Annotated in this window: 21 protein-coding genes and 1 pseudogene; 4 read left to right on the top strand and 18 right to left on the bottom strand. The window is 47.5% G+C overall.

What is annotated here, in order from left to right:
- Window positions 1-2: 2 nt before the first annotated feature.
- From H5T41_05055 to ilvB, 4 genes are all read right to left on the bottom strand, one after another.
- Entirely contained in the window at window positions 3-356 is a 354-nt protein-coding gene (locus H5T41_05055) for a hypothetical protein (protein MBC7108139.1), read from the bottom strand.
- A gap of 121 nt (window positions 357-477) precedes the next feature.
- Complete coding sequence (gene ilvC / locus H5T41_05050; GenBank protein ID MBC7108138.1) at window positions 478-1,476, bottom strand: ketol-acid reductoisomerase; 999 nt, start codon at window positions 1,474-1,476, stop codon at window positions 478-480.
- 78 nt (window positions 1,477-1,554) lie between these two features.
- Entirely contained in the window at window positions 1,555-1,857 is a 303-nt protein-coding gene (locus tag H5T41_05045) for a hypothetical protein (protein ID MBC7108137.1), read from the bottom strand.
- Window positions 1,845-3,515 carry a biosynthetic-type acetolactate synthase large subunit gene (gene ilvB / locus H5T41_05040; GenBank protein ID MBC7108136.1) on the bottom strand — a complete coding sequence of 557 codons (1,671 nt, stop codon included), beginning with the start codon at window positions 3,513-3,515 and terminating at the stop codon, window positions 1,845-1,847. The genes H5T41_05045 and ilvB overlap by 13 nt, the downstream gene beginning before the upstream one ends.
- A gap of 310 nt (window positions 3,516-3,825) precedes the next feature.
- Here ilvB and H5T41_05035 point away from each other — a divergent pair, with 310 nt between their 5' ends.
- The 4 genes from H5T41_05035 to H5T41_05020 all read left to right on the top strand — a co-directional run bounded on the left by H5T41_05035 (window position 3,826) and on the right by H5T41_05020 (window position 8,253).
- On the top strand, window positions 3,826-4,818 hold the full coding sequence (locus tag H5T41_05035; GenBank protein MBC7108135.1) for a histone deacetylase: 993 nt from the start codon (window positions 3,826-3,828) through the stop codon (window positions 4,816-4,818).
- Between the two features lie 110 nt (window positions 4,819-4,928).
- A complete protein-coding gene (locus H5T41_05030) occupies window positions 4,929-5,945 on the top strand; it encodes a type II glyceraldehyde-3-phosphate dehydrogenase (protein MBC7108134.1) in 1,017 nt (338 codons plus the stop codon).
- A gap of 58 nt (window positions 5,946-6,003) precedes the next feature.
- Window positions 6,004-7,017 carry a type I glyceraldehyde-3-phosphate dehydrogenase gene (gene gap / locus H5T41_05025; protein ID MBC7108133.1) on the top strand — a complete coding sequence of 338 codons (1,014 nt, stop codon included), beginning with the start codon at window positions 6,004-6,006 and terminating at the stop codon, window positions 7,015-7,017.
- 9 nt (window positions 7,018-7,026) lie between these two features.
- Entirely contained in the window at window positions 7,027-8,253 is a 1,227-nt protein-coding gene (locus H5T41_05020; protein MBC7108132.1) for a phosphoglycerate kinase, read from the top strand.
- On the opposite strand, the gene H5T41_05015 is transcribed toward H5T41_05020, so the two are convergent.
- From H5T41_05015 to H5T41_04950, 14 genes and pseudogenes are all read right to left on the bottom strand, one after another.
- Window positions 8,248-9,399 (bottom strand): aminotransferase class I/II-fold pyridoxal phosphate-dependent enzyme, encoded by a 1,152-nt coding sequence (locus H5T41_05015; GenBank protein ID MBC7108131.1) that lies wholly within the window; start codon window positions 9,397-9,399, stop codon window positions 8,248-8,250. The genes H5T41_05020 and H5T41_05015 overlap by 6 nt on opposite strands.
- 5 nt (window positions 9,400-9,404) lie before the next feature.
- Window positions 9,405-10,238 carry a diaminopimelate epimerase gene (locus H5T41_05010; protein ID MBC7108130.1) on the bottom strand — a complete coding sequence of 278 codons (834 nt, stop codon included), beginning with the start codon at window positions 10,236-10,238 and terminating at the stop codon, window positions 9,405-9,407.
- Window positions 10,235-11,464 carry a diaminopimelate decarboxylase gene (gene lysA, locus H5T41_05005; protein ID MBC7108129.1) on the bottom strand — a complete coding sequence of 410 codons (1,230 nt, stop codon included), beginning with the start codon at window positions 11,462-11,464 and terminating at the stop codon, window positions 10,235-10,237. Before lysA ends, H5T41_05010 begins: the two co-directional genes overlap by 4 nt.
- 31 nt (window positions 11,465-11,495) lie before the next feature.
- On the bottom strand, window positions 11,496-12,902 hold the full coding sequence (locus tag H5T41_05000; protein MBC7108128.1) for an aspartate kinase: 1,407 nt from the start codon (window positions 12,900-12,902) through the stop codon (window positions 11,496-11,498).
- Window positions 12,848-13,627 (bottom strand): 4-hydroxy-tetrahydrodipicolinate reductase, encoded by a 780-nt coding sequence (locus H5T41_04995; GenBank protein ID MBC7108127.1) that lies wholly within the window; start codon window positions 13,625-13,627, stop codon window positions 12,848-12,850. The genes H5T41_05000 and H5T41_04995 overlap by 55 nt, the downstream gene beginning before the upstream one ends.
- 31 nt (window positions 13,628-13,658) lie before the next feature.
- Window positions 13,659-14,537, bottom strand: coding sequence for a 4-hydroxy-tetrahydrodipicolinate synthase (locus H5T41_04990; GenBank protein ID MBC7108126.1), 879 nt, complete (start codon window positions 14,535-14,537; stop codon window positions 13,659-13,661).
- On the bottom strand, window positions 14,538-14,960 hold the full coding sequence (locus tag H5T41_04985; protein MBC7108125.1) for an Lrp/AsnC family transcriptional regulator: 423 nt from the start codon (window positions 14,958-14,960) through the stop codon (window positions 14,538-14,540).
- Window positions 14,961-15,071: 111 nt separating this feature from the next.
- Window positions 15,072-15,512: a hypothetical protein gene (locus H5T41_04980; GenBank protein MBC7108124.1), complete on the bottom strand. Its 441-nt coding sequence runs from the start codon at window positions 15,510-15,512 to the stop codon at window positions 15,072-15,074.
- Between the two features lie 17 nt (window positions 15,513-15,529).
- A complete protein-coding gene (locus tag H5T41_04975) occupies window positions 15,530-16,171 on the bottom strand; it encodes an orotate phosphoribosyltransferase-like protein (protein ID MBC7108123.1) in 642 nt (213 codons plus the stop codon).
- A gap of 88 nt (window positions 16,172-16,259) precedes the next feature.
- On the bottom strand, window positions 16,260-17,156 hold the full coding sequence (locus H5T41_04970) for a 2-dehydropantoate 2-reductase (protein ID MBC7108122.1): 897 nt from the start codon (window positions 17,154-17,156) through the stop codon (window positions 16,260-16,262).
- On the bottom strand, window positions 17,153-18,151 hold the full coding sequence (locus H5T41_04965; GenBank protein MBC7108121.1) for an endonuclease V: 999 nt from the start codon (window positions 18,149-18,151) through the stop codon (window positions 17,153-17,155). Before H5T41_04965 ends, H5T41_04970 begins: the two co-directional genes overlap by 4 nt.
- Window positions 18,138-18,869 (bottom strand): metallophosphoesterase, encoded by a 732-nt coding sequence (locus H5T41_04960; GenBank protein ID MBC7108120.1) that lies wholly within the window; start codon window positions 18,867-18,869, stop codon window positions 18,138-18,140. The genes H5T41_04965 and H5T41_04960 overlap by 14 nt, the downstream gene beginning before the upstream one ends.
- The gene (locus tag H5T41_04955; protein MBC7108119.1) at window positions 18,751-19,335 is read right to left on the bottom strand and encodes an MFS transporter; all 585 of its coding nucleotides are present in this window, start codon (window positions 19,333-19,335) and stop codon (window positions 18,751-18,753) included. Before H5T41_04955 ends, H5T41_04960 begins: the two co-directional genes overlap by 119 nt.
- Before the next feature lie 494 nt (window positions 19,336-19,829).
- A pseudogene (locus H5T41_04950) lies at window positions 19,830-20,259 on the bottom strand (MFS transporter).
- Window positions 20,260-20,419: the final 160 nt, after the last annotated feature.

The following is a 20,419-nucleotide window of genomic DNA, read 5'->3' as shown; positions in this document are numbered from 1 at the left end:
AATTAGGCGCGGTCGAGGGTGACCTTCATTCGATCACCAACTCTTTTCAGATTTCTTGGATCTCCTAACACTCTGCCAACAGGTGTGACAGGGGAGATCGCGACTGGAGACTCATCACCGCTCACGGGTGTCGGACCATAGAAAAGGCAGAGCGCGTTTCCATCAGGCCAGTATGCAACCTCACCGATTTCCATTACCTTCTTGCCGCGTTCTAATTTCATTTTTACAGGAATTTCGAAGTAGATCTCTTCGCCCCACGTGTTCGTATATGCATCGAAAGGAAGAGCGTTCCAGATCGCTTCAGCTGTATTCGTATCGTTCAATTCGATAAGAAATTCATCATGCGGCGTGATCATCTTCACCCGTCTCGTCATTCTATCACCAATCCGTCATAAAGGTACGGAATAATTATCATTTTTTGACAGATGAAAAAATAATGAGGAGAAGAAGTGGTTTCTAGTAAGGTGAGCGAAGAAGTCACTCGCTGGCCTTCTTCATTTCAAAGAGTGATCTGATCTCTCTACCCACAACCTCGATCAGTCTCTCGGATTCTTGCTTCTCTAACTCTTTCATTCTCTTGAGACCATTCTTCCAGTCGGCAATCCATTCTTTAGAAAACTCACCTGAGAGGATTTTATCGAGCATCCTGTCCATCGCCTTTCTCGTTTCCTCAGTAATGATGTAATCCCTCTGCGTGAGACCTCCGAATTCAGCCGTGTTACTGACGTTCTTCCACATGTGTACGAGTCCACCTGCTTGGATTAAATCCACGATGAGCTTTAGCTCGTGGAGGCATTCGAAATAGGCAAGTTCTGGCTGATATCCTCTTTTCACAAGTGTATCGAAACCGGCGAGAATCAGCGCGGTAACGCCACCGCAGAGAACTGCCTGCTCTCCGAAGAGATCGGAAGTGACCTCTTCATGGAACGTTGTCTCAATGACACCAGCTCTTGTCGACCCAATACCCTTCGCGAGCGCGAGAACGATCTCCTTTGCGTGCCCAGTATAATCCTGTTCCACTGCGATGAGGGCAGGTACGCCAAAACCCTCCAGAAAGACTTCCCGTTCCCTTTTACCAGGCGATTTCGGTGCGACCATGATGACATCGACATTCTTCGGCGGTTTGACTTGACCATAGACGACGGTAAACCCATGCGCGAAATCGAGCGCACACCCCTCTTTCAGGTTTGGAAGTACGTACTTGTTGTAGACTTCTTCTTGGACCTCGTCCGGAAGGAGCATCATAACAACATCCGCGTTCTTGACAGCATTCGGAATCTCAGCGACCGCAACGCCATCTTTCTTGGCCTGCTCCCAGGAATTCCCACCTTTTCTCACACCAACAACAACGTTTAATCCACTGTCTCTGAGGCAAAGAGCCTGGGCTCTCCCCTGACTTCCGTAACCGAGGACAGCTATTTTCTTACCCTTCAGGACATTCAGATCCGCATCTTTATCATGATAGATTTTCGCCATATACATCTCACCTATCCGATTTGATTTGCGACCCTAAAGGATGTCAAATATAAACAAGATTCGCTTTCAACCTTCTCATCAGTTATCTTTGCCAAGCGGTCCAACGAATGTCATTTGAGAGTTCTCCTCAGGCGAAAGCTCCCAGCGGCAAATGTATTTCTCCTTGAGGTACTCGACAGAAATGACATCCTGAAGGTTTCGAAGTGAGTGAAGGAGCTTTCCGTTGAGAGATGAATTCCTGAGTTCGATGATCATTTCAATCTTCCCATTGCTCCTTTCGACGAACGCTCTGTTCACTTCAACCTTTCTTCGCACCAGCTCTGACAGAACCTTCGGAAAGATTCCTTGAGTATTCTCACCGATAATTCTTATGACCTCCATTTACAGCGCCCCCTCACAAGATCTTTACCACCGCCAGGTGGAATCATTGGAAGAACATCCTCTTCTGGATCGACACGAATGTCGACGATGAAGGGCACGTCAGATCTCAAACCTCGTTCCAATGCTTCTCTCAATTCTGATGGCTTCTCCACCATGACGCCATCAGCTCCGAATGCCTGGGCAAGTTTAACGAAATCGGGATTATTTTTCAGCTCTGTACCGCTATATCGCTTTCCCCAGAACAGCTTTTGCCACTGCTTGACCATTCCGAGCCACCCATTGTTCATGAGGCACACCATGACAGGAAGATTCTCGCAGACGGCTGTCGCGAACTCTTGGAAGACCATTTGCAAACTCCCATCACCTGCGATATCGATAACAGGTCTGTTTGGAAAAGCGACCTTAACGCCTAGGGCCGCCGGGAATCCAAATCCCATTGTTCCAAATCCTCCAGAGGTTATGAATTGCCGTGGATGGCGTACCTTGAGGAAATGCGCGGCCCACATTTGATTCTGTCCGACTTCTGTAGTGACAATCGCATCATCGGGCAAAATTTTGTTGAGTTCGTGGATGACCTTTTGCGGTTTGATCGGATTGCCACCGAGATCGATGCAACATTCACACTCCTCTCGCATCGCTTTCATGCGAAGAGACCATGGTGTTTCCCCTCTTGAGGCACTGAGTCCAGCGATGATTGCCCTCAGTATCTTTTTTGCATCGCCAATCAGCCTAACTCTTGTATGCATGCCTTTTCCGACTTCACCAGCGTCGATGTCAATATGGATAATTTTCACCCTGTCAGAAAGGATACTTTGATTACCCGCACTTCTGTCAGAAAATCGCGTGCCAATGGCCAGGAGTACGTCGCAATCAAGGAATGCTCTTCTGGCAACCTCTCGACCGTGCATGCCGATGACGCCAAGGCAGAGTGGGTGACTCTCTGGAACCGCACCTTTACCCATGATCGTCGTCACAATCGGTGCCATTAAACTCTCAGCGAGTTGAAGCACTTCACGAGACGCGTTCGCCCAAATGACACCTCCGCCGACAAGCAACAATGGCCTCTCGGCCTCACGCAACATTTTGAGTGCTTCGGGAAGATCTGATAGGTCTTCCATCGGCTTTGCCACGTGAAACTCTTTTTCGAGTAATTCATCCGGTACTTCCGCACGCATTACGTCAACGGGCAAATCGACGTGGACGGGTCCGTATCTCCCTGTTGTCGCGATCTTAAATCCCCGTTTGATCGCCTCAGGGATATCCTTTGGATCGAGAACTCTGAAATTGTGTTTCGTGATCGGCATCATTAGGCTGAACGAATCGGCCTCTTGAAAAGCATCATTACCGATAAGGTGGGTAGCGACTTGACCTGTGATCACAAGCATCGGCGAGGAATCGACGAATGCTGTAGCCACGCCTGTCATGAGATTCGTTACGCCAGGTCCCGATGTTGAAGTGCATACGCCGGGTCTTCCCGTCGCCCTTGCGTATCCGTCAGCCATATGCGCCGCGCATTGCTCGTGACGGACTAGCACATGACGTATCTTTGAATCCAGAAGGTCATCGTACAGGGGAATCGTGGTGCCTCCCGGTAATCCAAACATGACCTCGACGCCATGTCGTTCAAGTAACTCTAAAACTGCCTTTGATCCTCTCAAAAGCTACCCTCCATAATCCGACAATGGGTGAGGACATCCTTTACCAGGATGCCTCTAACTAATTATGATCACCACTGCGCTAATACGAGAAATCACCGAAATATCAAAGCGCGTGGTCATTTTAAGCACAGTCAACCTTTATCTCAAGCCGACTATTTAATGCTTGCTAGTAATTCACATATTGAAACGGAGTCAAGGGTTATAGAATGTTTCAATGTGTTAGCAGCTTGTTGATCGACGTTTCAGAGTGATCTCATCTATGATAGTTAGGCCAAGTATTTTTTAATGGATAATTCTTCTTATTACTCGGATGACGATCGTCTTTCACGAAAGATATCTTGATCACTTTCAATATAGCGGCCACCCAGAGTGTCCCGATAGACTCGTTTTCGCGATAAGGAAAATGATGGATACCGGTGTCTGGAAAGATGTCATCAAACCTGAACCGGCCTCCGAGACAGATCTGTTGCTCGTCCATACGAAAGATCATATTGAAAGAATCAGAACGGCGAAAGAAGGATTTCTTGATCCAGATACATATATTCGCAAAGAAACATATGAAATCGCCCTTCTTGCTGTGGGCGGCGCGATTGCCGCTGCAAAAATCGCCTACAATTACCGTCGGCCAGCTCTTGCCCTGGTAAGACCACCTGGACATCATGCAGGGAGGGATTTTTGTGGGGGTTTCTGTTATTTTAACAACATAGCAATCGCCGCCAGAAAACTCTTCCTCGATCGAATCGCGATCGTTGATATCGATGTCCACCACGGAAATGGTACTGAGGATATTTTTTATGATGATAACAGAGTACTTTTCATTTCAACTCACCAGTACGGAATTTATCCAGGTAGTGGCGCCGCTGAAGATGTTGGCACGGGGGCTGGGGAAGGGTATACGATCAACATTCCGCTGAGAAGCGGCGTCGGTGATGGAACCTATTTTTTTGCATTTGAAAAGATTATCAAACCCGTGCTTGAACAGTATAATCCAGAAGGTCTCCTTGTAAGTATCGGTATCGACGCTCATTACGCCGATCCAATTGCTTCGCTCAAACTTTCATCGACAGGTTATCTGGAACTCTGTCGAAAATTGATCGATATATCGCCCGATCGGAAGATCGCATTCATTCTCGAAGGAGGATACGATCTTGAAGCAACAGCTGAGGTGCTTGCTGGCCTCGCTGGTTTAATTTGTGACAAGAAAATCTCCATGATGAGAGATCAGGTCAGGGATGTCGACACCATCGATAGGGAGTCTGTCGAAAAGGTCATCAACGTTCAGAGAAAGTACTGGAATCTTTAACAAATAATAGAACCGCGCAGATTCAAATATTGCGATTTAGATTCCGAAACGGGAAATCGGAATTCAAATATTGGTTCCCATTAATGTCATGTGCGGCGAGGAAGAGAAATATGAAGGTGAAAGTTGGCATCAACGGTTACGGAACAATCGGCAAGAGAATAGCTTTCGCCATCGCAAAACAGGATGATATGGAAGTCGTGGGTGTTACGAAAACGAGACCGAGCTACGAGGCACGACTTGCGATCAAGGAAGGAATCCCTTTATACGCCGCGAGACCGGAACACATCGAAGCTTTTGAAAAAGATGGTATAAAGGTCGCTGGGACGCTCGAAGACCTGCTCTCGAAGGTCGATATTATCGTTGACGCGACGCCAGGTGATGTCGGGGCCGTCTACAAGCCGATATACGAAAAGGGAGGTGTGAAGGCGATTTTCCAGGGCGGTGAGAAGCACGGCGTTGCTGGGATCTCATTTAATTCCTTCGCAAATTATCACGAAGCCTGGGGTGCGCGTTTTGTTCGCGTCGTCAGCTGCAATACAACTGGTCTAATAAGAACGCTTTATCCAATCGACAAGGTTTTTGGTATTGAGAGGGTATTTGCCGCCTTAATACGGAGAGGCGCGGATCCCGCAGACCGTAAGGGCGCGGCCCTTAATGCGATCGAACCGACTCTGAAACTGCCAACACATCACGGGCCTGATGTGCAAACGATCATGCCGTGGCTCAATATCCAGACAATGGCGGTAGTAACGCCGACAACACAGATGCACATCCATTGCCTCGCCGTTGATCTGAAGAAGAAAGCAAAAGACGAAGATATCCTATCAGTCTGGGATAAGGTTCCTAGAATTAAATTTGTGAGCGGTAAGCACGGGATTAAATCCTCCGCGCAGATCATGGAACTCGCGAGGGATCTTAACCGGCCTCGTGGAGATTTCATGGAGATTATCGTTTGGGAAGATGGGGTCAAAGTCGTTAACAGCACACTTTATTATTATCAAGCGGTGCACCAAGAAAGCGATGTGATACCGGAGAATATTGACTGTATCAGGGCCATGATGAAGCTCGAAAGGGATCCCCTGAGGTCGATCAGGAAAACCGACAGAAGCCTTGGCATAGGCAAATGATTAAGACGCTCGATCATAAGCAACCCTTTTTACCCTTTCAACTCTCTGTTATTTGCGTATGACAATCAGAGTCGCGATCAATGGTTTTGGCAGAATCGGCCGATCATTCTTCAGATGTGCTCTCCAGCATGAGAATTATCTCAGTGATTTCGAAATTGTGGCGGTGAATGATCTCGCCGATTCAAAGACGCTCGCGTATTTGTTGAAATACGACAGCGTGCATGGAAAGCTCAATGCGGATATTCAGTCAACTGGCGGTAATCTGGCAATCAACGATCAAATCGTCAAATTCACGTCTGAAAAAGACCCCTCAAGATTGCCCTGGGCTCGCGAGGAGATCGATGTCGTCGTCGAATCAACAGGTTTTTTCACAGACAGGAAGATGTGTAAACTCCATCTTGATGCTGGCGCAGGGAAAGTCCTCATCACTGCACCAGCAACGAATCCGGACATCACCGTTGTTCTCGGAGCGAATCTGGAAGCTTACGATCCAAAAAAACATCATATTATTTCAATGGCATCGTGCACGACGAACAGTGTTGTGCTCCCTGCGAAGGTACTAAACGACAACTTTGGAATAATCTCTGGCCTTATGACGACGGTCCACGCTTACACTGGCGATCAGAGATTGCTGGACTTTCCACATACCGATCTGAGAAGGGCAAGGGCAGCCCCCCTCTCTATCGTCCCCACGACAACTGGCGCTGCCAGATCTGTCTCTCAGGTCTTGCCGGAACTCGACGGAAAGCTCAACGGCGTTGCGCTTCGCGTGCCCGTTCCTGATGGATCAATCACGGATCTTACTGCTATGGTCATGGAAAGTGTTGACAGAGATATGGTAAACGAGGCGTTGCGAAAGGCCGCTGAAAGCTCCATGAAAGGTTTACTAGGCTATTCGGAAGAACCGATCGTCTCCATCGATATTGTTGGCGATTCTCGCTCCTCAGTTGTCGATGCTCCAAGTACAATGGTTGCAAAGGAAAAAGGTAATTTAGTCAAGGTGCTATGCTGGTACGACAACGAATGGGGATATTCAAGTCGACTTGTCGATTTCCTCTCGTACATCATTTGAGGTATAGCCATGAAAGAGTACAACACCCTCGATGATTTCGATGTAAGGCACAAAACTGTGCTGCTTAGGGTCGACATCAACTGCCCACTGAAAAAAGATACGCTGGAGATCGAGGATGATAACCGCATAAGACAGATTGTTCCGACGGTGAGGGAGTTGCTGAGCAAGCATGCCAAAGTGGTCATCCTAGCTCATCAGGGACGACCTGGCGATTGGGATTTTGTCTCCCTCGATAGACATGCTGTCGTCCTCAGCAAGCACTTGGGCAAAGAGGTCCGTTATGTGGATGATCTCATCGGCGAAAAAGCGATCAACGCGATCAGAGAACTCCAGTCAGGTGAAGCGATCATTTTGAAGAATGTGAGGGAATTGTCGTACGAACAGGAAAAGAAATCACAGGAGGAGCACGCAAAGTCAGAACTTGTAACTGTTCTTGCACCACTCGTAGATCTTTATGTCAACGACGCGTTCGCCGCTTCTCACAGGGCTCATTGTTCGCTCGTTGGGTTCCCAGCAGTCCTTCCGTCTGCTGCAGGGCGATTAATGGAGAAAGAACTCTCCGTATTGAAGAAATTATTCGAGAATCCCGCGAAACCATCGGTCTTCGTGCTTGGTGGGGCAAAAGTGACCGATATTGTCGCCGTCGTTACTCGATTGATTAGTAAGAAGATTGCGACGATGGTCATCCTCGTCGGTCTATCAGCGAACGCTTTCTTGAAAGCAAGGGGGGCGGATCTTGGGAAAACGAATGAGGACGCTCTTTCTGCTGGCTTGACTCAGGAAGATCTCGAAGCAGCGAAGAAACTCTTGGAAGAAAAGGGCGAGCAAATTCTGTTGCCTCACGATGTTGCAATTGAGGTCGACGGGAGAAGAAGAGAACTTCTTGTCGGAGACCTTCCATCGGAATACCCAATACTGGATATCGGAAGAGCATCGATCGAGAAGTTTGTCAAAGTGATTCACAATGCAAAAACCGCCTTCATGTCGGGACCCGCTGGAATGATCGAAAAAAAGGAATTCTTGCTCGGAACGAAGGAACTTCTGACGGCGATGGCGACATCGCATGCTTACACGGTCATCGGAGGCGGCCATACGGTTGGTGTCGCCGAATCCCTGAAACTCGCCGATCGACTTTCTTATGTGAGTACAGGCGGAGGAGCGCTGGAGACTTTTTTGATGGGAAAACCGCTACCAGCTGTCGAAGCGCTGAAAGCGGCCGTGAACAGGAAGCTATAAAACCCGTTCCATCCGTTCCAGCGCTTCTTTGATACGACTTACTGGTTGAGTAAGAGCAACACGAACGTAGCCTTCGCCGTATTCGCCAAATCCGACTCCGGGGGTTACCACGACTCCCACGTCCAGAAGCTTTTTCGAAAACTCCATCGATTTCTCGTCGACTGGGAACCAGAGGTAGAAAGTTCCGAGCGGCGGCTCTACTCTGAATCCTAGTTTCCGAAGACCTGTGACGAATGCATCCCTCCTGCCTTTATAGATTTCACAATTTTTCTCGACGGACGCTGGCCTTCCAATGCATTCGTACTCTTTGAGAGCTTTGATGGCCGCCTTTTGGATGAATTTTGGAACGCCAGAGTCGACCTGGGATTTCACTTTTTTCAAACCGGCAATTAGATCTTCGCTACCAACGGCGTATCCGATCCGGTATCCAGTCATATTGAAAGTCTTCGAGAACGATCCAAATTCGATGCACTCTCTTCCAAATTCCAAAATGCTTGGCGCGATGTAACCATCGAAGGTGATTTCCGAGTAGGCATTATCGTAGCAGATAATCGTCCGCGTTTCTCTTCCCCATTCTACGATCTTTTTCAAAAACTCCTTTGACGCAACAGCACCGGTTGGATTATTTGGATAGTTGATAAAAATCATTTTTCCGTTCTCAGGCAGACGATCGACATCAACAAGAAAGTTATTTTCAGGGAGCAACGGAACTCTCACAGGTATCCCCTCTGAGAGTAGGGCGCCTCCTTGTGCGTAAACGGGATATGCAGGGTCGGGAACGAGTACTACATCGCCAGGATTGACAAAGGCTCTACATATATTGACGAGTCCCTCTTTGCTTCCCATCGTGATGACAACTTCTTTTTCAGGATCGACATCGACACCGAACCTTCTCATGTACCATTCAGCAACGGCCCTTCTCGTCTCAATTTCGCCAGCACTCGTTGAATATTGATGATTAATGGGGTCCCTCACCTGCCTGATCAGCTCTTCCACGATCTCATTTGGTGTCGGAATGTCTGGATCTCCGATTCCGAAATCGATAATGTCCAGTCCTTCAGCTTTCTTTGCTCTAACCTTCGCTTCGATATCAGCGAATAAATATGGAGGAATCTTTTTCAGTCTCTCTGCAACCTCATGCCTCATATCGATCACTCCAGTTCAATTTCTCCCACAAAAACTCGAACAGCTGAACCACGCATCGTGACCGACGACAGATCCTTTGGAACAGTCACCCAGAGGCTGCCCCCCGGCAACCGCACCTCAATATCTTCATCGAATTTGACAAGCCCAGCGATCGCAGCCGCGACGGCAGCCGCGCACGCGCCAGTGCCGCATGCAAGTGTCCATCCAGCTCCGCGCTCGTAGACATCAACGATAATCCTCTTCGCATCGATTCTCGCAAACTCCACGTTTGTTCTTCTCGGAAAAATGGGGTGATTTTCGATCAAGGGGCCGAGAATTCTTATTTCGTCAGGCCCAAAATCCTCGAAAGTCACGAAATGAGGGTTTCCCATCGATACCGCTGTTCCACGGATCTGCCGCCCACCTACATCGATAACCTTCTGGATAAATTGACCTTCATATTTCATTGGAATTGATGAGCAATCAAGGGAAGGTGTACCCATATTCACAATGACCTCGTCAACCTCTTCATTTTGAACGATGCATCGCACCTCTTTAACGCCGCTTAACGTGACAATCCTCATTCTTTCTTTTCTGACAATCGAAAAATCGTAGAGGTGCTTTGCCGCACATCTGATCCCATTACCACACATTTCCGCTTCACTGCCATCCGCGTTGAAAATCCTCATCGCAGCATCGGCATCTCGCGACTGTTCAAGAATCAGGATCCCGTCTGCACCGATCCCGTAGTGCCTGTCGCAAAGACCCACAATTTTCTTTTTCGAGAGTTGCAGGCGCCGCTGGAAATCAGCGAATAGAATGAAATCGTTGCCAATCCCATGATACTTCCAGAATTTCAAACCATCAGCCTCGAGGGCACCCTCTGATGTCGCAGTATGTCATCAATAGTCTCCATCTCCCGGATAATATTCGCGGTTCCGTTATAAACGAGTACTTCCCGGCATCTCGGTCTCGAATTGTACTGGGAGCTCATTGAAAAGCCGTAAGCACCAGCGTCATAAACAGCAATTACATCCCCTTCATCTAGCTTTGGCAGAAGTCGGTCCCTTGCCAGAAAATCACCAGATTCGCAGATCGGTCCGACGATATCGTAGATCACTTCCCCCGAAGCATCGAACTTATTAGCAACAGCGACATGATGGTATGAACCATAAAATGAAGGCCTGATAAGGATATTGAATCCCGCGTCGACGCATGCAAAGTTCTTCTCTGGCGTCTCTTTTATATCAACTACTCTCGTGAGCAGGACGGTAGTGTCAGCGACAATGTATCTTCCTGGCTCGATTGCCACCGTTTCAACAGAGCAGCCCGCTTTGATCCTAGATGTAACTTCCTGCGCGAGCAGATCGACGTCCATTGGTTTTTCGTCGGGCCTGTACGGAATACCGATACCGCCCCCGATGTCGACGAATTCGAGCTCAATTTTCAATTTCTCCTCAAGTTCTTTCGCAATTGATACGAGGACATCGGTCACCTTGACGAAGGGATCGATTTCCTGAACCCCTGCGCCGATATGTGCATGAAGGCCCACTGGAATCAATCCGAGATCGAGAGCCTCCGAATACGCTTTTAAAATATCAGCTAGGGGGATTCCAAACTTGGATTTCCTGCTTCCCGTGACGACGTGATCATGATGTCCAGCTCCTACGTCGGGATTGACCCTGATCGAAATCGGAATGCCAGATTTGATTCCTGCCAGTCTTTTCATTTCCGAGAATGAATCGATGTTGATGAGCACTCCCTTCGAAACAACAGCCCCCAGCTCTTTCGTTGAAACGCACACACCTGTGAACATGATTTTATCCGGTGAAAAACCGGCTCTCAGACATGTTTCGACTTCTCCGATCGACACCGCGTCTATGTAGCTGCCTTCCTGTTTTAAGATTCTCAGGATGGCAAGGTTCGTGTTCGCCTTGCAGGCGTAATGAATGTGAGTCGACATGTGGCGCGAAAAAGCCTTGCTGATCCGTCTGAAATTCTCTCGAAGAGCCGATTCATCGGTCACGTATACAGGGGTGCCGAACTTATCTGCGATCTTCGTCGCGGGAATTCCCCCGATTACCATCTCTCCATTGATGCACTCAAATTGCCTCAAGTCAACCACCTATGTACCGATCGTGGAGCATTCTCACAACGTCTGGAGCCCTATCGCTCGGGACAACGAAATTCAGTGCGATGTCTGATGCTCCTTCGGAGATCAATTCGACGTTCGCCTGCGCCTCTTCGACAACCTGGAATATTCGTGCGGCGACGCCCATCGTATCGATCATGTTATCACCAACTGCACAGATCAAGGACATGTTGTTCTTGACCATCAGTTTTTCCATACGCGATTCTTTTAGTTCATTGATTTTCTTAAGCGCCTGTGGCACTTCTGAAGTTGGGATAACGACAGCAAGGGTGGAAAGTGATGTTGAGATTGCATAGGTTGTTACGCCATCCTCGCCGATCGCGTTCAGGAGATCCGATACAAATCCTGGTTGATAGGCGATTTCTGATGAATAGATCTTCACGATCGAAAGATCCGATTTAATAGCCACACTCCTCAGTAATGTTTTCCCAGGCGATCGAAGACTGTGGATGAGCGTTCCGCTACCATCAGGATTGAATGTGTTCTTTACCAGCAATCTGATTTTCTTCCTTCTCACAGGCTCGATCGTTCTTGGATGCAACACTTTAGCGCCAAAATATGCGAGTTCACCAGCCTCGCCGTAATCCATCTCTTTGATCGTCCTCGCGTTTGGCACGATTCTCGGGTCGGCGGTCATGAACCCATCAACGTCTGTCCATATTTCAAGACAATCAGCCGCTATTCCATACGCAACGACCGCTGCAGAATAATCGGAGCCACCACGTCCAAAGGTGATCGGCTTTCCGTCTTTGCCGCATCCGTAATATCCGGTTATAACAGGCGTCTTTCCGCTATCGATCAGGGGTAGAATCGTTTTCTTGAAGTTCTTAGTTGTTGCATCGAGGTCCGCTGATCCGTTGCCGTGAACGCCTAAAGCAACAATCCCGGCATCCTCAGCATTCATTGGAACGGAATCAACACCACGTGCATTCAATAGGGATGAGACCATGATCACCGATAAACGCTCTCCCCAACTCGCGATCGCGTCTTGCAGGGAGTTTTCGAGATTGTTTCTGTATCGTTCGAGGAGTTTTCTTAGCTGAAGAAGCGATTCCCTGATCTGATTCTCATAAGACTGTCTTGCGGCTTCATCCAGCTTATTCTTTACAGGTTCGAAATATTTCGTTTCGAGAAACGAGATGATCGAATCGATTCCTTGGGTGTCATCTTTCATCCACGCGATCAGCGAATTCGTCACACCCGATTGTGCAGAAACGACCACAGCTTTTTTCGCGCTTTCATTGGATATGATATTGATCACGCGATCGAGAGCCTGTGCAGAGCCCACACTCGTCCCGCCAAACTTCATTACTTTGATCAAAGCCCCAACACCTCGCTCATCGTGTGTATCTTTCCATCCTTTCGTTGCCATATCCACCTGATGGCGGCAAGTGCCCCTTCCGCGAACGCGTCCCTCGAATGGGCGCGATGGGTTAATTCAAGTCTTTCCTTGTTGCCGGCGAATACGACGGTATGTTCGCCGACCACATCGCCTCCCCTCAATGAATGAATACCGATTTCCTTGTCTCTCACGCCAGTGATCCCATCCCTCCCTTTGACGAATTTATTGATACCCATCTGGTTGCCGATGATTTCAGCTGCCTTCACAGCGGTTCCAGAAGGCGCGTCTCTCTTCTGATTGTGGTGAAACTCAATGATCTCGACATCATAATCTTTGAGAACCGCTGCCATGTCTCCGCACAATTTCCAGAATACATTCACGCCGATTGAAAAATTCGGAGTGACGACAGCCGAAATACCGTGTCGTCTCACCGAGGCAGCGAATTTCGCCATCGTATCTGATGAGATACCAGTCGTCCCAACGACGATGTTAACGCCCAGTGGCGGTACTTTCATAAGATTTTTTTCTGCCGCTGTAGGCGTCGTGACATCAACATAAACATCGGCGCCTTCCAAAGCTTTATCAAGCTGATCATCGCCGAGCGTGACGACGCCACCTTCAATCCTTTTTCCCACATTGCCTCCGCTTGAGGACACAACCGCGCCGTAGAGTTCCATGTCTTTCTGCTTTGTCAGCAACCTGCAAATTGCACTTCCCATTCTCCCTGTTGCACCGCCAACAACGACTCTGATCATGATCTCACCAGCTTTGTGCCGCGATCATCGATTACTTTGAAATCACTCCGAGATCAAGAAGTGTCCTCCTAAGGATCTCCAGATTGGACTGGTTCATTTCACACAGAGGCAGTCGAAATGAACCAGCTGGTTTTCCCATGAGCCTAAGCGAGGTCTTGACAGGAATCGGGTTCGTTTCGATGAAGAGGTTCTTAAAAAGGGGCAGAAGCTTGAAGTGCAGCTTTCTCGCTTCTTCCCAATCCCCAGCAAGAAGGTGATCAACCATCGATTTAACCATCGACGGAACAACATTCGAAGCGACTGAAACAACGCCCTTCGCACCGAGTGTCATCATTGGATACGTAAGAACATCATCTCCCGACAGGACAACGAATCCCTTTGGGGCCTGAGCTAGTATGTTCATTACCTGAACGATGTTACCGCTCGCCTCTTTGATGCCGACAATGTTGGGAATTTCCGCAAGTTTCACGACGGTTGATACTTCAATATTTGAGCCCGTCCTACTCGGCACGTTGTAAATGATGATCGGCAAATCGACAGCCTGGGCAATTCTCTCGTAGTGTTCAAAAATGCCCTTCTGTGTTGGTTTATTGTAATACGGCGAGATCGAAAGGATTCCATCGACCCCCAGGTCCTTGGCAGCCCGACTCAGATAGATTGCTTCATGCGTTGCGTTACTCCCAGCGCCAGCGATGACCTTTGCTTTTCTCGCGTGATCGACGACAATCTCGATGACTTTCACGTGCTCTTCATGCGTCAACGTCGCGGATTCACCAGTTGTACCGCATGGCACGATGGCATCGATACCCTGCTCTTCTTGAAATGCGACGAGCTCTCGCAGTCCTTCCTCATCAATTTCGCCATTCTCTTTGAAGGGTGTGATGATCGCCGTTGCGCAACCATAAAACATCTACGATCCTCCAAAATGATCCTTGAGGATGAGTCTTGTCCTCGTTGACTGGACGTTTTCGAATTGTCTGATCCTTTCGATGATATCGTTTAACTGAGGTGATGAATTGACATCAACGATAACAACAATATCCTCGTCGCCAGTTACCTCGAAAACTTCGGAAACACCTTCAAATTTTGAGATCTCGCTGGCTACAACCGAGGTATTGACATTGACATTGATTTTGATCTCGATGATGGCTTTGACATTCTTGTTGCTCGTTTTGATGGTAAAGCTCTTGATTATTCCGTCATCGACGAGTCGCCTGACCCTGCTTCTCACAGTCCCTTCCGATACTTTGAGTTGGTTCGCAATATCGACAAAAGGTCTTCTCGAATCCTTCTTCAGGATTTCGATGATTTTCTCATCCAAGTGATCTAACATCTTTCTCCCTTCCGGTTTTCCGTTTTTCGTAAGTCAGTGACCAATAAACGGGAATAAATTATTTAATTCTTCCGAAAATTGGAGAAACCATAAAGAAAAGAGCAGAAAACATCAGCGCTTTATTTTCTCGATGAACTCAAGCCATCTTCTTTCATCATCGACCTTTGACATCAGTGCCTTGGCTTTGATTTCAAAATCTTGACTTTTTGAATGCCGAAGGTCAGCCACCGCTCTTAGCAGACCAGCGATCTCCTCATATAACTTACGTGCTTTTAATCTTGTCAGTTCTTCAGTTTGTAGCTTCTCCTCGAGCACCTTTGCTTTTTCCTCGAGTAGATGGGCAAGCGCGAGAGCTCCCCTCACTTCGTCATCCGTTGGCTCTTCTTTGGAGGTAAAGTCATAGACGACGTCCCGAAGGGGAATTCTCTGATCATCGATCAGCTCTTCCTCTGGAATGAGCACACCAACCCAATAGAGCAAGCTATGAAGTCGCGATAGAACCCTTGCGCGCTCTTCAGGCGTGAGCTTTTCATTTTTTCTGATTTCATTCATTTCAAAAGTTGAACCGCTTATCCGTATGGGAATGAGTGCAATGGCCCGCCACCAAGGATCGTTCCGCCCATAGACCTTGCTCTAATCACGCCTCTCAGCGGGACGCCATCAATCTCGTTTAGGCTGCTTTTGTTGACGATGACAACTGCCAGTACGGGCTTTCCACCACTTTCCCTGATGTCTTTGATCGCCTCCTGAAGAGTTGCACCTGTCGAGATGACGTCATCTACGATGATCACATTCTTATTTTCCACAGATGCATAATTGGAGCTGAAAGCTCCACCCTTCTTTCCTCTTTCTGCTGGCGGCTTATATACCGCGAGTTCCATTCCAAGTATGTCTGAAATCACAGTCGCGAATGAGACACCATTGATCGCAATTCCAAGTACGACATCGGCACTAAGATTTCTTTTGTCAAGTTCTTCGATGATGATATCCGCGAGGATATCACTCATCATGCTAATACGGCTTCCATAAACGCCGATACTCCTCCAGCCGATTTTGACGTCCGAAGGCGGAAGAACACCGGCTCCACCTTCCTCGATTAAATACTTGACGGTGTCGATCGAAAGATGTAATTCATCAGCGATTTCCCTTTCACTCAAGCCTTTTTCCTTATAGGCGAGCGCTTTCTCAGCTAGCTCCCTGACATCTACCATAGAAGATCACGCACGAAAATCAGGCTGCCATGATATTAATCTTTCTAAAGGTGTCTGTCTGGATGCAGTAACACGTCTGAGTAGAATTTCACTTCATGCTCAATGCTCGCACAAGCTTCCAAATTGTTTCGTTAACCGGGACTTCGATACCAAGCTTCCTAGCTTGGGTGACAATCGCTCCCGTGATTTCGTCGATTTCCGTTTTCTTTCCTCGTTCGATGTCCTGTAGCATGCTTGAAAAATTCTCTTTAGTGGCCGAGACAACCTCCACAACTCGCTGAAACGGATCAGCAAGCGGTAGCATGATCCCAGAAGTTCTTGCAACAGTCGTTGCTTCCTCGCAGATCTTCCTTGCCAGGTCCCTCAATTCTGGCTCTGTCATAATACATTCATTTTTTCTCCTGACGATTGCGGTAATGGGATTTATCGAAGAATTCACGATAGCTTTTAGCCAAATCTCGCCAATGATATTCTCGGTGGGACGACTTTCAATTCCTGAACGGTTGAAGATCTCAACGATTGTTCTTACTCTTTCATGATTCTTCCTCAAAGAACCAAATATCGTATCGCCCTTGCCAGCAAGGCGAACGTGTCCTGGCGAAATACGTGTTACGCCGATTGATGTGACACCGCCAATAACACGGTCCCCAAATTTCTTATCGAGGGCTGACATGTTATTGAGGCCGTTCTGGATTGATACGATAGTTGTCTCTTTTCCGACGATCGCTGAGATCGCCTCCGTCGCTTTCTCTGTATCGTACGCTTTAACCGTCACGATCACGATATCTTGTTCTTCAAGATTGGATAAATCTGTGACAGCACGAGGATGAACGACCTTTTCAAGCATTCCCGAGATTCTCAGTCCAGATTGATTAATCGCGTGAACATGTGGAGCTCGTCCAACGAGTGTAACTTCATTTTTATCCGACAGTAATCCACCGAAAAAACTACCGATTGCGCCAGCCCCGTAAACTGTAATTTTCATAGGGGACCCTTTCCTTTTCCTATGTTTTTCTTTCTATGTTGATTGGCGAGTTCGTGTGCTCGACTTAATGGATCCTGAATACCGTAATCAACAAATCTTCTGCAGATCTGACAAGCTGTATTTAGTGAAATTCTATGCCCAACGGAAACGAAAAGGCTCTTTTTTCCACTCTTTTTTATTAAATAGCCTTTCACTTCGCCATCGAGGGTGATCGGGGATATCATGGCATCGTCGTTCTGCACCTCGCCGATGAGCAATCTCTTGGCGACACCAATTGTCGGTATATCAAACTGCACGCCCACGTGCGATGCGATCCCGAAACCACGTGGATGAAGGATGCCGTGACCATCAATCATGTAAATTGTATTCTCTTTTCTATCGATCAGATCAGCGATCACTGGGATCTCTCTGAATGCCAGATAGGTTGGGATGTAAGGAAATTCTGCATATTTCTGAATCACTCGCTCTTCAATGATTTTTCCCGTTTCAAAATCGGAAATGGCGATGGCAGCAAAAGCCTGATCATTATGATATGAGACATCGATTCCCGCAACGAATCTCACGGTACCGAAATCATCGCAATCGATGACTCCAGATCTCATCTTCTCTTGCTTCTCTTTCAAAATCTTTAGTATTGGTACTACCTTGAAATCAGAAAAGCGAATCCGCTCGAAATTGACAACTCTGTCTCCAATGATTTCTATGCCCTCCTTTCGCAAAAGTTCCTTCTTTTCTTCATTTCCCTTATTCTTTCCTCCATACCATCCGACTTCTCCCGTTGAATAAATCACACGGTGACAAGGGATAACCACAGGCATTGGGTTTTCCGAAACGATCATACCGATAACCCTTGAGGCGCGAATGTCACCAAGTGCTTCTGCGATGTTTCCATAAGTGGTGATCATTCCTTTTGGAATTTGGCGTAACATCTCGTAGACAAGATCGTTGATCGACCCGATCGGCAAAAATGAATTATCCTCGTTATCCTTCAGCATGCTTTCCTTCCTGCAGCTCGACTATTGTGATGGATTTATTAAGGGGTAACGAAACATTGTAAATTGGAACGGGTTTGAGCTCCTTCTCAATCTCATCCAATCTTCTCTGTTCTTTTCTCAACATTACACGTTTCGTCCCCTTATGGGCGTGGGCATGAAAAACGAAGTCAGGTCTTTTTTCCATGAGGATTGCTTCGTATTTTTCAGAGGCCATTTCTGGGTATCTTTCTGGCTTCTCTCCTGTGAGAGTCTTATACGTCGGCGCATAGTGCATCAATAAAATGAGGAAATCCGAATCGTCGCGTGTCAGCAACTGGGAAACCTTTTCGATACGTTGCTGATATTTTTTCCAAATGTCTGGCAAATTTGTTCTCTGCCACCATGTTGGTCTATCAAGAGAACCTGTTGTGCCAACAATTTTGATCTTCACCTCCCTGATTTGGAGCGTTGTCGCGTTATCGTTCAAGAAAATAATTCCCTCTCTTTTTTTATATTCGGCGTGCGTCTCTTCGTATTCTTCATTTCCGAAAACAGCGACCAGATTCGCCTGCGTCATTCCTTTGAGTTTTTCAAGAACGAGATCAAACTCCTCAACGTTGTTATTTTCGGTGATGTCGCCGGCTAGTAGCAAAAGATCTAATCCAGCATATTCTGGTTTGTTGCCCAGGAGTTCGATATATTTTTTGCCATGCAGGTCGCCAACCGCTCCGATCTTCATCTTCCAGCGTTACCCCCGATTCGATAGCGATAGGGCAGTCTTCCTTGTTTAAAATTTTCATTTTTTTGACGAAGAGAACAAGAATTGTACTCATCAGGAGAATGAATCCGTTGAGCACAATGGCTAGTGTCCAATCGCCTGTCAAATCCCTAATCATACTAGACATAACTGGTGAGATGACAGCGCCGATCTCTGCCACAAGGTTCCACATTCTGAACGCCTCTGCCATCAACTTCGGTGGAGCGAGATCCGATATTGGGGTCATGTGAATCGTCTGCATTGCAGCAAGAGGTAATCCTATGCGGAAAATGATAGCGCAAAGGAGCGAGACATCTTGCATCCTGGCGGTGACGTATCCTGCGAGGAGAAAGACAAGAATCGAGACGATCAGGCATGTAAGGACATAGAGTTTTTTTTCTGGCAATACCCTTTGACATGCCGTAATCACAAAGTTTACCTCGAGCACATAGACAAATCCGTTCGCGATTCCAAAAAAGCTCGCATAGACAGCTGCACCGGAGATCCCAATCTTGGATGCCTCAGAAACGACAAGAAGTGCCCAGAAGCCAAAAAACCACGGTGTACAGAGATCGGTATTGCCGAGATAACATCAACACGAGATCACGGTTTTTCAACAGTGGCGCGCTCGCGACTCCGAGCGATCGATGGATGATCGCTATTAGCACAAACGCTATTGCTAATACCGCGAACGATTTATAAAGTGTGTTCAGACCCATGTTGGCCGCGGCCAGGTAGGTCAACTTGATCAGGATAAGAAAGATGAGTGAATTAGCAATCAGCCTTGTGGCAGCTGGAATGTACTTTTCCTTCTCTTCTGCTGGCTTTTTGACAAATTTCCAAACATCATACGCGACAAATAGGGTTGGAATGGAGAAGATGAAAAAGGGGTCGGATCATGCTGCTTCGCTGCCGAGATATTCGCTCGAGAAGTCAAGGATGTTACAGTGTTGCAACCGTCGCAATTGTGAGACCCGCAGCCAGGCCAACGAAGACAAATCCCATACCGAATCCTTTCTTTTCTTTGGGGGTAACAGCACTGATAAGGGCACGATCGTTTGAATAATACGCACCTTCACCAAAACCCGTAAAAACCCTCGCTGCGACAAATGCATTGACCGATTTTGCAAGTCCGCTGAGGAATGTCGTAATTCCGGCCCATGCGGTGCTGATGACGATCATTTTTTCGTCCGAATTTGTCGCCAAGATATCCCGCTGGAAATTGTGTAAGCACGTAATCAGCGAAAAACATTCCTCCGATGATCCCGCCGAGGGCATGAGGTATCGGCGCATCTGCCATGAAGGATACGTTATTGTTGATCATCCATGTCACGACGGGCCCAGTGATGCTTCGATCCATATAGCAGAACATCCATGCAAAGAAGAGCCAGATCCATGCAACGTGGTATGGTTTTAGAAATGAAAAAGGCTCTTTTCCCGATGGGAATGATCTCTCATCTGAAGAATTATTCTTCACGTTTATCTTATCATTCCCAGCACCGCCATCTTCCATCCTCATCACCTTGCCATTT

It is taken from the genome of Methanomassiliicoccales archaeon (assembly GCA_014361295.1).
Classification (GTDB): Archaea; Thermoplasmatota; Thermoplasmata; order Methanomassiliicoccales; family JACIVX01; genus JACIVX01.
Note: the sequence above shows the minus strand (reverse complement) of the source record. Positions and strands in the feature narration are given on the sequence as shown.